This is a genomic window from Wenzhouxiangella sp. YN9 (assembly GCF_056324165.1).
The window spans coordinates 1-12,385 of the sequence record NZ_JBJNIP010000043.1; the positions used below are offsets into that span (position 1 = coordinate 1).

Here is a 12,385-nt window from a genome sequence, read left to right on the forward strand (position 1 = left end):
GGGGTACTTGTCGCCGAAGGTTGCCAAGAAGCGCTCGAAGGCTTTCTCAGCCGTTCCCCGGCTATCGGCCTGCCAGATCTCATGGATCATCGACTTGGCCTGGGGCTGGACCCGCTTGGGCAGTTTGTCGAGGACATTGGCGGTCTTGTGCACCCAGCAGCGCTGCTGGCGGGTCGGTGACAACTTCGTTGGAATCAGACATCTCTTCGCTCCGTAAGCGCCCTGAATGTTACAGATAAAACCGATCAGGTACTGTTGGGAGGGATGTTGACACACAGGGGGCCGCGTGCCACCGCGCGCTCCTGAACACCACTGACCACAGACCAGCTCAAATCGAGCCGCTCGGCCACTTCGGAAATCGTGCCGATCTTGAGCCAGTCGATCACCAGCGCCTCAAACAGTGCCGTCAGTCGGCTGTTATTCTCCGCCCAGGGCACCGGAAGCTGATGAACGCCGTGCTTCGGACATCGGACCCGCGGCACCTGGGCGATCAGCCAGGTCTTGTACTGGCAGGTATCGAGGTGGCGCCACTTGCGCTCGCGGGTGTCGTAGCCCGAACAGCCCGTCCCGCACTGCGGGCAGGCCGGATCCGAGCCGGAATGCCGAATATGGACGGTCACACCGGTGCCGGGCAGGTCGACTTCGACCTCGGAGACTTCCCAAGGCGCCTGGATGCCAAGAATCTGGCGGTAGAGCTCGCGATCATGCATAAAACTGGACTCGAAATGGGGCCAGCCGGTAGCCTATCCGAACCGGTCAGCCCACACAAAACCGGGAAGAGCCAGTTTTGTTTTCGCGAACAAACGGGACAGGAGATGAGCCCCATGACCGCCTCCAAGCTTATCGGAAAGCTTCTCAAGTTCAAAGGGTTTCGCTGCACCGGCCTGGCCTTTCGGCGCGGCAACCGCCTCGATGTGCTGATCAAGCCGTTCAAGAACGGCTGTCGCTGCCCGGAATGCGGCCGCCGGGGCAAGATTATCCGCCAGCGGCGCCAGCCCCGGTTCTGGCGCGACATCCCGGTTGGACCGTGGTCGATCTGGCTGATGTACTGGCCGCGCGAGATCCGCTGCGCCACCCACGGCCGGGTCACCGAGCGCCTGCCCTGGGCCGATGCTGGTGTGCGGGTCAGCTATCGCTTCGAGTACCTGATGCTGCGCTACGGCCAGATCATGTCGCAGAAGGCGGCCGCCGAGCTGCTGCGACTGCCGACCTCGACCCTGTCGGAGCTGCTGCATCGCTCGATTGCCAGGCTGCGTTGCGAGCATCGGATCCGGGGGCTCAGGACCATCGGCATTGACGAAATCTCCTATCACAAGGGTCACAAGTACGCCACGCTGGTCTACGATCTGGAGCGCTCCTGTGTGGTGTGGGTTGGCTAGGGAAAGGGCCGAGAGGCCGTTGACCGCTTCTTCAGCGAGACCCTGAGCGACTACCAGAAAGCCCGCATCCGGGCTGCCTGCTGCGACATGAGCCAGGCTTACATCGGGGCCATCGAAACCCACTGCCCGAATGCCACGCTGGTACTGGATCGCTTCCATATCGTCAAAGCGCTCAACGAGGCCGTCGACGAGGTGCGCAAGCAGCAGTGGCGCGAGGCCAGCCGGGCTGATCGCAAGATACTCAAAGGGCTGCGCTGGCTGCTGTATCGCCACTCATCGACCCGTACCCGGCGCGATACCCGCAACCTCAAGGCGCTCGACAAGCACAACCGGCGCATCTACCGTGCCTGGCAACTCAAAGAGGAGTTCGAGCAGTTCTGGAACTACAAGGCGACCTGGGCGGCCGAGCGTTTTCTCAAGCGCTGGACCCGGTCTGCCTTGCTCAGCCGCCTAGAGCCGATGCGCCAGTTCGTGCGCACCCTGCGCAAGCATCAACAGGCCGTGGTCGCCTTCATCGATACCCGCGTCACCAATGCCATTGCTGAGGGCATCAATCGCATCGTCAAGATCGTCAAAAACCGCGCCAGTGGCTACCGCCATCTCGATACCTTCTCCGACATGATCTTCCTGGCTGTTGGAGACCTCGATCTGCCTGAGCAAATCCCATCACGGTTCCGTACACTATGAAAAATGCCCAGAGTCCAATCAGATCAAGCATGCTGGCGGTTCAAGGCTTTGCGAGATCCGGATATAGCCAAAATGATGAGTTAGACGCCACTGTGCGGATACTTTCTGGGTATCCGATGAAAACGGCTGATGCCTGCTCTAACTCTTTCTCTATCTGCCGTTCTAACGATGGGTCAGGAAGGATACAGCGGTATGGATAGACGTCGCTACTCCAAAATCCAAATACCAGAACCAGGGGGATGAGCTGTCTCATAGGAGCCCACTTGCAACTAGTTCAAAAAACAGCGCTTAGTGATCAAGTCGCCCATTGCCCCGGGAATCGGTCTTATGCTGGAGATTGGGCCACTTTCCCCGCCCCCTCGAGCGCACTTATTGCAGTACGCCAGGGCAACAAAGCATTACGTACCCTGGCGGGAAACCCGCTGACGGCTCGCAGGCAATTCATATCGCCCAGATCAGGGCGGTCTGGCAGGTTGGTATCGTCAAGTAGCTGGCAGAATCGCTTGAACTCGATTTTGAGCTCGCCCGACGATCGGCCAGGGAGCCATTCCATCAACATGGAAGCGCTGGCTTTCGTAATGGCGCAGGCTTCGCCCGAGAAGGCAGCTTCCTGGATCGTTCCGTCGGCCACGCGTAACTCGACCAGGATGTCGTCGCCACACAGGGCGTCCTGCCCGCGGGCGCTATGGGTTGCATCCTGCAGGCGGCCTTGGTACCGCGGGGAGCGGTTATGGTCGAGTATGACCTGCTGGTAGAGCTGCTCGAGTGCCATGGCGGAGAATTCTATCAGCCGCCGCTGGCGCGCAATCAGATGGCTCGCTCAGGCGAGCATGTCGCGGGCCTTGCCCAGGGCTTCGATGAAGACGTCGATTTCCTTGTGCAGGTTGTACGGAGCGAACGACACGCGCGCGGTTGCGGGTACGTCGTAGAACTGCATGACGGGCATGGCGCAGTGGTGGCCGGTGCGGATGGCCACGCCGTAGTGATCGACAATCGTGCCGATGTCGTTTGGGTGGGCGCCTTCCAGGGTGAAGGACACGACCGGGCTCTTGTGTTGTGCCGTGCCGATGATGGTCAGGCCGTCGATGGCCTGCATCTTCTTGGTGGCCTCTTCAAGCAGGCGCTCTTCCTGCCAGACGATGCCCTCGTAACCGATCTCTTCGAGGAACTCCACGGCCTTGCCGAAGCCGATGGCGCCGGAGATGTTGGGCGTGCCGGCTTCGAACTTGTGCGGCAGATCACTGTAGCTGGTGCCTTCGAAGCTGACGCGGTTGATCATCTCGCCACCACCCTGCCATGGCGGCATGTCTTCAAGAATCGACTCGCGCGCCCACAGCGCGCCGATGCCGGTCGGGCCGTACATCTTGTGCGCGGAGACGCAGTAGAAATCGCAGCCCAGAGCCTGGACGTCGACGGCCATGTGCGGCGTGGCCTGGGCGCCGTCGACAAGCACGGGCACGTCGTGCTTTCTGGCGATGCGGCAGACTTCCTCGACCGGGTTGATTGTGCCCAGGGCGTTGGAGACGTGCACCAAGCCGATGAGCTTTGTGCGCTCGTTGATCATGGCCGCCAGCTCATCGACCAGCAGCTCGCCGCGCTGGTTGATGGGCGCGACCTTGAGCACCGCACCGGTCTGCTCGCACAAAAGCTGCCACGGCACGATATTGGCGTGGTGCTCCATGTGCGTGATCAGGATCTCGTCGCCTTCCGTCAGCCTTGGACGCAGGTAGGCCTGGGCAACGAGATTGATCGCCTCGGTGGTGCCGCGGGTGAAGATGACTTCGCGAATGGAGTCGGCATTGAGCAGGCGGCGAACGGACTCGCGGGCATTTTCGAACTGCTCGGAGGCCTCGACGGAAAGCTGGTGGACACCGCGGTGAACGTTGGCGTTGTAGCGGCGATAGAAGTCATCCATCGCCTCGATGACCTTCAGCGGTCGCTGCGCCGTGGCGGCGTTGTCGAAATAGACCAGCGGCTTGCCGTGTACTTCGCGGGCGAGCACGGGGAACTGCTCGCGCAGGGCGAATACGTCGAGCTGATCTTTTACTTTGGATTCGACTGTTTCCATTGGCGTTTTTCGATACTCAACATGGAACCACGGAAGACACGAAATGCACGGCAATGAGCCCGTTTCAGATCGACTGGTCTAGAAGCGACGCATCATTGGAGAAGAACCTTCCGCGTGCGCTGTCTGTAAAAACATTCCAGCTTCCGTGTCTTCCGTGCCCTCCGCGGTTCCAACAGGTTTTCAAAGTACAGCCTGCAGTTCACTCAACAACCAGTCGCGCACCGCCTCTTCGGCCTGCCCTTCCAGTGGCCCGGCGGCAAAGCCGTATTTCAGAAGGCTGTTGGCCTCTTCGGCCGGCAGGCCACGCGTGCGCAGATAAAACAGGGCGTCTTCGTCAAGCTGCCCGATGGTAGCACCATGGGCTGCCGTGACTTCTTCGGAATAGATCTCCAGTTCCGGCTTGGCGTTGATGCGGGCCATGTCACCCAGCAAGAGGCTGGCGGTACTGAGATCGGAATGGCTGTCGTCGGAATCCTTGTGGATGTGGATGCGGCCGTTGAACACACCCACGCCGCTGCCGTCGGCCAGCAGATGGAAGGTCTCCCGGCTGTGAGTATGGCCGGTGCAGTGGTCGATCGCGGTGTGATAGTCGACGTGCTGCCTTGAATTCAGGATGACGGTGCCGTCGATCTCGGCCTCGGCGCCGGACTCGTTGAGAAAGATGCTGATGTCCTGACGCCCGAGCCGGGTGCCGGTGTCAAGAACGAAGCTCTGGTAGTCGGCATCGCGGGCGACATCGACGTCGGTGCGCGCAATGTGCACGGTATCGCTGCCGGAACGCCGCATCACATGATTGAGCGCCGCCCCCTTGCCCACGCGAACGCTGCTGACGGCGTTGACCATGCCCTCGCCGGCGCCGGTGTGGGTTTCGATCAGCGTGGCGCGGGCATTGCCTGTCAGCTCGATGAACAGCCTCGGATGCACCGCCGCTGCAAAATCGTCGGCCGTGGTGGTGGCCAACACCAGCGGGCGCGCCAGCTCAGCGTCTATCGTCAGCTTCCAGGCCTGGGCAAAGCAGGCCAGATTGAGCCAGGCAAAGGCATCCTCGCGGCCGCCATACTCCAGCCCGTCAAACTCGTCGAGCCCGGCCGGCTCCAGCGTGACGCCTGCGGGAAGCGTGATCGCATCGGCATTCAGGATGCCGTTGTCGAAGTGCAACACATCAGCTGCAAAGGGCAGCTCTGAAGGCGCCGACGGCGATGAACCGCTGGCGGTGAAGTCGCGCTTTTCGAGCAGCTTGATCGGAGTGTACTTCCAGGCTTCGGTCTTGAGGGTCGGAAAGCCGTGCTGCATCAGCGCGCGACGGGCACGCTGGCGCAGGTCGGCAAACTCGCCCGCGACCGGCTCGGCGGGTGCTACCAGTTTTTCAGCCAGTTCACTCATGGTTGCTCAAGCCTCGGCCGCTTCGGCCTGGAGATAGGAGTAACCTTCCCTCTCGAGACGCTGGGCAAGCTGCTTGTCACCCGACTCGATGATGCGGCCTTCCGAGAGCACGTGCACATAATCAGGCGTCAGGTGCTCGAGCAGGCGCTGATAGTGGGTGATGACCATGAAACTGCGCTCGGGGTTCCTGAGGCGGTTGATGCCTTCAGCCACCAGTTTGAGCGCGTCGATATCCAGCCCCGAGTCGGTCTCGTCAAGCACCGCCATGCGCGGCTGGAGCACGGCCATCTGCACGATCTCGTTGCGCTTTTTCTCGCCGCCGGAGAAGTCTTCGTTGACGGCGCGCTTGAGCAGCGTGTCGTCCATCTTGAGCTGGCCGAGCAGCTCGCGCACGGTCTTGAGAAATGTCATCGAGTCGACCGGCTCCTCGCCTCTGACCTTTCTCTGGGCGTTGAGCGCCGAGCGCAGGAAGTAGGCATTGTTCACGCCGGGAATCTCGACCGGATACTGGAAGGCCATGAACAGACCGGCGGCGGCGCGCTCCTCGGGCTCCATGTCGGCCAGATCGGTGCCATCGAACTCGATCGAGCCCTCGGTGATCTCGTAGCCTTCGCGGCCGGCCAGCACATAGCCGAGCGTCGACTTGCCAGAGCCGTTGGGGCCCATGATGGCGTGAAGCTCACCGGGGCCGATCTCGAGGTCGAGGCCGTTGAGTATGTTCTTGCCGTCAATGCGGACGTGCAGGTTCTTGATCTTCAGCATTGCTATTCCGTCTGGTTTCTGTTTCGCGGAGGTCGGGGTTGCATCCCCGGCGGTATCGGTGTCTGTTTCGCGCAGGCCGAGATCAGCTCCCCGACGCTGGACTTCAAGGCTCTGTGCACGCATCGCTGCGCGTGTTCAAACCTGCCATCCAGCCGGTCGCGGAGGCAACCGCAACCTGCGCAATCTTCGATTCTTTCCTAGCCAACGGCTCCTTCGAGGGAAATCTCGAGCAGCGCCTTGGCTTCTACCGCGAACTCCATCGGCAGCTCCCGGAACACTTCCTTGCAGAAGCCGTCGACGATGAGCGCGACCGCGTCTTCCTCGTCCAGGCCGCGAGAACGGCAGTAGAACAGCTGGTCCTCGCCGATACGCGAGGTGGTCGCTTCGTGCTCGACCACGGCCGTGGGGTTGAACGACTCGATGTAGGGGAAGGTATGCGCCCCGCAGGTCTTGCCAATCAACAGGTTGTCGCACTGGGTATAGTTGCGAGCGTTGTCGGCGCGACGCGCCATGCGCACCAGCCCGCGGTAGCTGTTGTTGCTCTTGCTTGCCGAAATGCCCTTGGCGATGATCTTGCTGGTAGTGTTCTTGCCCAGATGAATCATCTTGGTGCCGGTATCGGCCTGCTGGTAGTTACGCGTCAGCGCAACCGAGTAGAACTCGCCGGCGGACCGATCGCCCCTGAGAATGCAGGACGGATATTTCCAGGTGATGGCCGAGCCGGTCTCAACCTGCGTCCAGGTGATGCGCGAGTCGTCCTCGCGGCAGTCGCCGCGCTTGGTCACGAAGTTGTAGATACCGCCCTTGCCTTCCTCGTCGCCCGGGTACCAGTTCTGAACGGTGGAGTACTTGATATGGGCGCCTTCCTTGGCGACCAGCTCGACCACCGCCGCATGCAGCTGGTTCTCGTCGCGCATCGGCGCGGTGCAGCCTTCCAGATAGCTGACGTGGCTGCCGGGTTCTGCAATGATCAGGGTGCGCTCGAACTGACCGGTATCCTCGGCGTTGATGCGGAAGTAGGTCGACAACTCCATCGGGCAGCGCGTGTTCTTCGGAATATAGACGAAGGACCCGTCGGTAAACACCGCCGAGTTGAGCGCGGCGAAGTAGTTGTCGGTATGCGGGACCACCGAGCCCAGGTATTCGCGTACCAGGTCAGGATATTCCTGCACCGCCTCGGAGAAGCTGCAGAAAATCACGCCGGCCTCCTTGAGCTCCTCCTTGAAGGTGGTGCCGACCGACACCGAGTCGAACACGGCATCGACGGCCACGCCGGCCAGACGCTCGCGCTCGTGCAGCGGCACACCCAGCTTGTCGAAGGTTTCGAGCAGTTTGGGATCAACCTCGTCGAGGCTCTTGGGCCGGTTCTTCTGCTTGGGCGCGGCGTAGTAGTGAATCTTCTGGAAGTCGATTTCCGGCAGATTCAGGTGGGCCCAATCGGGGCCTACCATCTTCTTCCACTGATGAAACGCTTTCAGGCGCCACTCCAGGAGCCACTCGGGTTCATCCTTCTTGGCCGAAATCATGGCGATGATCTCTTCATTCAGGCCCGCCGGAATACGATCCATTTCAATGTCGGTGTAGAAACCGGCCTTGTAGCGCTGCTGAATGTAGTCCTGAACTTGTTCGACGGTCTGACTCATGAAATTTCCCTTGGCGGTTCAGCCACCACTTGTGCGCGGATGGCAATGCGGCGCGAAGCGGGTTCGGCGAGGTCGGCCAGGCTCATTGCGGACAGGGCATTTTCAACGGCCTGTCCGATCTTCTGCCAGTTGCCCCGCAGGCTGCAGTCGGGCTCATGCAGACACAGCCCGGACTCGAGACCACACTCGGTCAGTGCGATCGGCCCTTCCATGGCCTGAATGATGCAGGCCACGGAAATGTCCTCGGGCGCGTCGGCCAGCTTGTAGCCGCCGTTGACGCCGCGAACGGAGTTGACCAGGCCGGCGCGCGCCAGCGTCTTGAGCACCTTGGCCACAGTCGGCAGCTCGAGCCGGCTCAGCTCGGCCAGACGACGGGCGGGCAGGCACTCGTGCGGGCGGTGTACCAGCTCGGCCAGAAGCACCGTCGCGTAGTCCGTCAATTTACTGATTCTCAGCATGCATGAAACGCCCGAAACGACCTCGCCCATAATTATGCGGGTCAAAGCCATCTTAAACAAGACCGATTTAGTATTCTTTCCCTAAAAACGCGTGATTTTCAGGCTTCAGCAAGCTTGATTCTGTTGGTGGGCGTTCGCACGCCCGGATGCCGTCAAAGCACACGCCACGCCGATGAACGCCAGCAGCCTGCAAGGTACACTACGCGCTTTGCCAAACGATTCAAGGTGCTTGGGCAGTGTCTGGAACGGACTTCAGCTTTTCCATTTCATCGGGCGGCGGCGCCGCGAAAGCACCGCCTGCGGACCAGTATATTGCACCCCCGTTTGACGCCTACACGGCGAGCGAGTCGCGGGCGCTCCTGCTCGAAAAAGGCAGCGGCAGCGTTGAAGCGCTGCCGCTCGAGCTGGCCCAGCTGCTTGGACAATGCGGCCGGCTGAGAACGCTCGATGAGCACACAGGACACATCGTGAAAACCCTGCGGCTGCGCAGCGCGCAATCCGGGGCTGTTCGCCAGTCGCTGGCCAGGCTGGCTGATCTGGGGCTGCTGAAAACCGCGCGCGACCTGTATGGCGAACTGGTACGGTCCAGCGCTGATGCCGACCAGGCAGGCCCGCCGGCAATCGAAACCTTATGGATCCGCACCTGCGACCGACCGGACAGTCTCGAGCGCCTTCTGGCAAGCCTCGCGGCCCAGCCCCTTCCGGCTGACCTCGAGCACTGCATCGTTTTTGACGACAGCCGCCAGCCCGGCAGCCGGCAAGCCACGCGCCGGGTCATCGCGGACATGCGCCCGCGCTTTGACGGCAGGCTGCAGCTGATCGATCGTGATCGCTGCCGCGCGATGCTCGAACATCTGGCCGCCCACTCCGGCGCGCGACTCGAAGCACTGAGCTGGCACCTGGAGGGAGATGCCGGTGACGAGGCGCGCAGCTTCGGGACCGGCTTCAACTTTGCGCTGCTCGCAAGCGCCGGAACCGGGCTGGCCCTCATGGACGACGACATGACGATTGAGCTCCACCAGCTGTCGGCATGTCGCGATCAGCCCGCCTTTGTGAGAATGCAGCACGCCCGGCTCGAATTTCCGCCGCCCGATCAAGCGCCTGCCGAATCGCATTTTCCGGCGGTCGACGGCCACCCGCTCGAACTGCACGCACGCTATCTGGGCAAAACTGCCGCGCAGTTTGCAACGTCTGGAAAAGACGAGCCCGCCAAGCTCTTCCACGACCTGGATCCTCAGCTCTGGGCCGAACTGGAGCCGCAGAATCGGGCGCTGCTGGCCACCAGCGGCACGCTGGGTGATCCGGGCACTGGCAACATCCACTGGATTTTCGCCGAAAACGCCGATGCGCTCGCGCCGCTTTGCGAAAGCGAAGCTCGATATCGCGAACTGCTCGGGCGCCGCCAGGTGGCGCGCTGTGCCATTCAGCCCCAGGCCTCGACCGCGTTCGGCCTGATGACCGGCGGAATGACGTCCATTGACAACCGACAGCTGCTGCTGCCGACTCAAGCCCGGCAGCAGGCCGAAGACCTATTGTTCGGCGCGCTGGTCAGCTACCTGCACCCGGGCGCGCTGCAGATCAATCTGCCGCACATGCTCGTTCACTCTCCGCCCGACCCCAGAGCGTGGACCGATCAGGACATCGCCAAGCCGCGAACCATCACCCGCGCCGGCTTTTTGGCAACGCAGCTCGAAACGCTGCAGGCGGTCGCGCCCAAGGGCTCGATCCGGTCGCGTATCGATCTGCTCGCCGATTTTTTCTCGGGCCTGAGCCGCACCAGTCAGAACGAACTGCAGTCAAGGGTTCGCCGCGAGCTGCTGTCCTTGCGTGAGACCACGCTGCAGCACGTGGCTGCAACGCGTGACCAGCTCGCCGCTCCACCGTGGCTCGCGCGCGCCTTCGAAGCCAGCATCGCGGCTCATGGCCAATACGACAGCGCCGACGAGCGTCACGTACAACAGCTTGCCGCCGCGCTCCCCGACTTCCTGTCCAGCTATGCTTCGGCCCTTCCCGACTGGGAGCTGGCCTGGCAATACTGCGCCAAGACCGACTTGCCTCAGCTGCTGGAGCGTTTCTCATGACGGCCGCCGAGCCGCGTCGCGAACTTGCCGTTTCCTGGGCCGGGGAGCAGCTAGGCTGGACTGATTTCTCCCAGGAGTCGATTTCCAGCGACGCCAGCTTCCGGAGCTACTTCCGGCTGCGCTCGGGGCAGGACTCACGCGTGGTCATGGATGCCCCGCCGGAGCTCGAAAACAACACCCGGGCCTTCGCTGACGTCGCCGCGCGGCTGGCCGACAGCGGCGTGCATGTGCCCGAGATATTCGCCCACGATGCCGAACGCGGCCTGATGCTGCTGGAAGACCTGGGCTCACAGCCCTATCACCACCTGCTCGACGACGGCAATGCCGACCGGCTGTACGGCAACGCCGTCGAGGCGCTGATCCGCATCCAGGGCCGGGCTGACACCACCGGCCTGCCCGACTACGATGCGGCCCTGCTGCTGAGCGAGCTGGCGCTGTTCACCGACTGGTTTCTGGCGCGCCACTGGCGGGTCGAACCAAGCGAAGGCGAGCTCGATGCCTGGGACCTGCTGTGCGCCACCCTGATTCGCTGGGCCCTCGACCAGCCGCAGGTGTTCTGCCACCGCGACTACATGCCGCGCAATCTGATCCAGGGCCAGGCCGACCCCGGCATCATCGACTTTCAGGACGCGGTACGCGGCCCGATCAGCTACGATCCGGTCTGCCTGTTCCGCGATGCCTTCATCAGCTGGCCGGTCGAACGCACCGACGCCTGGCTGGAAGACTATCGGCGCAGGGCCCTGTCGGCCGGGCTGCCCGTTGCCGAAGACCCGCAACTATGGCGCAGAACCTGTGACTTCATGGGCGTGCAGCGCCACCTCAAGGTGATCGGCATCTTTGCACGCATTCGCCATCGCGACGGCAAGCCGAAGTATCTGGACGATGCTCCGCGGTTTTTCGGCTACCTCAAACACGCCATTGCGCGCAACCCGGAGCTTGCCGAGCTTGACCGCCTGCTGACAGCCTGGCGCCGGCGGGCCGCCTGACGCCGCATTTTCAGGCGCCCTCGACCCGATTGCGGCCGGCTCGCTTGGCCCGATAAAGCGCCTGGTCGGCCTGTCTGATCAGCGCATCGGCCTGGTCGGCATGCAGCGGGAAGCCCGCCACCCCCAGTGATATCGTGACGTGATCGAGCAGCTGACGTTCGTGGTGCAGGGGCCGCTCGGCAACCGTATTGCGCAGCCGCTCGGCCGCCTCCAGCGCCTGTTCGGGCATGGTTCGCGGCAGCACGATGACGAACTCCTCGCCGCCAAGCCGGCAGACCAGATCCATATCACGCGCCTGCTCCTGCATCACGCCGGCGATGGTCACCAGAACTGCATCTCCGGCATCGTGGCCCCAGCTGTCGTTGAAACGCTTGAAGTGGTCGACGTCGAAGATGATCAGCGACAGCGGATGGCCGGTCCGACGGCTGCGCGACAGCTCACGGGCCAGTGTTTCATCCAGAAAGCGGCGGTTGTAGAGCCCGGTCAGCGGGTCACGGATGGATTGCCGGTGCAGTTTCTCACGCAAGCGCAGATTGCCCGTGCTCAACGACAGCGTTTCGGCCAGCACCGCAGCCATCTGTCGCGTCGGTTCGCCCAGGTGCGAGCCTTCCAACGGCGTGAGGCTGAGCACGCCTAGCACCTCACCGCGGTCCATCATGGGAATGCACAAGCCTTCGCTCTGGCCACACAGCGGAAAGTGGCGGCAGCCAGGATCGCCCTGCTGCTTGCAGAAGTGATAGCTGTAGCCCGAACGCAGAGACAGGCAGTCGTCGGGATTGAATACGCCATCCTCCGGAGCCGAATCATTCTCGGTCGCCCAGGTAATGGCCGTGGTCAGGTGGTCACGCGAGGCGCGATAGACGGCAACGGCCCCGCGGGTGCCCAGGAGCATCTTCGAGACATAACCTGAGGCCACTTCAAAGGCTTCGTCGATATGC

Annotated in this window: 11 protein-coding genes and 2 pseudogenes; 4 read left to right on the forward strand and 9 right to left on the reverse strand. The window is 62.4% G+C overall.

What is annotated here, in order from left to right; all coding sequences use genetic code 11:
- Both ACEWQ0_RS00535 and ACEWQ0_RS00540 read right to left on the reverse strand, forming a co-directional pair.
- Positions 1-174, reverse strand: a pseudogene (locus ACEWQ0_RS00535) (transposase); the annotation flags it as partial.
- A 71-nt stretch (positions 175-245) separates the two neighbouring features.
- Positions 246-710, reverse strand: a complete 465-nt coding sequence (locus ACEWQ0_RS00540) for a transposase family protein (RefSeq protein WP_476484168.1) — start codon at positions 708-710, stop codon at positions 246-248.
- Positions 711-824: 114 nt separating this feature from the next.
- Between ACEWQ0_RS00540 and ACEWQ0_RS00545 the strand changes: the two genes are divergently transcribed.
- Both ACEWQ0_RS00545 and ACEWQ0_RS00550 read left to right on the forward strand, forming a co-directional pair.
- Positions 825-1,379 carry a helix-turn-helix domain-containing protein gene (locus ACEWQ0_RS00545; protein ID WP_476484169.1) on the forward strand — a complete coding sequence of 185 codons (555 nt, stop codon included), beginning with the start codon at positions 825-827 and terminating at the stop codon, positions 1,377-1,379.
- 12 nt (positions 1,380-1,391) lie between these two features.
- Positions 1,392-2,066 (forward strand): annotated as a pseudogene (locus tag ACEWQ0_RS00550) (ISL3 family transposase); the annotation flags it as partial.
- A gap of 325 nt (positions 2,067-2,391) precedes the next feature.
- Here ACEWQ0_RS00550 and sufU read toward each other — a convergent pair.
- From sufU to ACEWQ0_RS00580, 6 genes are all read right to left on the reverse strand, one after another.
- Positions 2,392-2,838, reverse strand: a complete 447-nt coding sequence (gene sufU, locus ACEWQ0_RS00555; protein ID WP_476481311.1) for a Fe-S cluster assembly sulfur transfer protein SufU — start codon at positions 2,836-2,838, stop codon at positions 2,392-2,394.
- A 48-nt stretch (positions 2,839-2,886) separates the two neighbouring features.
- Complete coding sequence (locus ACEWQ0_RS00560; protein ID WP_476481312.1) at positions 2,887-4,134, reverse strand: aminotransferase class V-fold PLP-dependent enzyme; 1,248 nt, start codon at positions 4,132-4,134, stop codon at positions 2,887-2,889.
- Between the two features lie 180 nt (positions 4,135-4,314).
- Positions 4,315-5,517, reverse strand: coding sequence for a Fe-S cluster assembly protein SufD (gene sufD / locus ACEWQ0_RS00565; protein ID WP_476484170.1), 1,203 nt, complete (start codon positions 5,515-5,517; stop codon positions 4,315-4,317).
- A gap of 6 nt (positions 5,518-5,523) precedes the next feature.
- Positions 5,524-6,279, reverse strand: coding sequence for a Fe-S cluster assembly ATPase SufC (sufC, locus tag ACEWQ0_RS00570; RefSeq protein ID WP_476481314.1), 756 nt, complete (start codon positions 6,277-6,279; stop codon positions 5,524-5,526).
- 197 nt (positions 6,280-6,476) lie between these two features.
- Entirely contained in the window at positions 6,477-7,922 is a 1,446-nt protein-coding gene (gene sufB, locus ACEWQ0_RS00575; RefSeq protein ID WP_476481315.1) for a Fe-S cluster assembly protein SufB, read from the reverse strand.
- Entirely contained in the window at positions 7,919-8,380 is a 462-nt protein-coding gene (locus tag ACEWQ0_RS00580) for an SUF system Fe-S cluster assembly regulator (RefSeq protein WP_476481316.1), read from the reverse strand. Before ACEWQ0_RS00580 ends, sufB begins: the two co-directional genes overlap by 4 nt.
- 236 nt (positions 8,381-8,616) lie before the next feature.
- Here ACEWQ0_RS00580 and ACEWQ0_RS00585 point away from each other — a divergent pair, with 236 nt between their 5' ends.
- Both ACEWQ0_RS00585 and ACEWQ0_RS00590 read left to right on the forward strand, forming a co-directional pair.
- Entirely contained in the window at positions 8,617-10,461 is a 1,845-nt protein-coding gene (locus ACEWQ0_RS00585) for a glycosyltransferase family 2 protein (RefSeq protein WP_476484171.1), read from the forward strand.
- Complete coding sequence (locus ACEWQ0_RS00590) at positions 10,458-11,447, forward strand: aminoglycoside phosphotransferase family protein (protein WP_476481318.1); 990 nt, start codon at positions 10,458-10,460, stop codon at positions 11,445-11,447. The genes ACEWQ0_RS00585 and ACEWQ0_RS00590 overlap by 4 nt, the downstream gene beginning before the upstream one ends.
- A 10-nt stretch (positions 11,448-11,457) precedes the next feature.
- On the opposite strand, the gene ACEWQ0_RS00595 is transcribed toward ACEWQ0_RS00590, so the two are convergent.
- Positions 11,458-12,339 (reverse strand): GGDEF domain-containing protein, encoded by an 882-nt coding sequence (locus tag ACEWQ0_RS00595; RefSeq protein ID WP_476481319.1) that lies wholly within the window; start codon positions 12,337-12,339, stop codon positions 11,458-11,460.
- Positions 12,340-12,385: the final 46 nt, after the last annotated feature.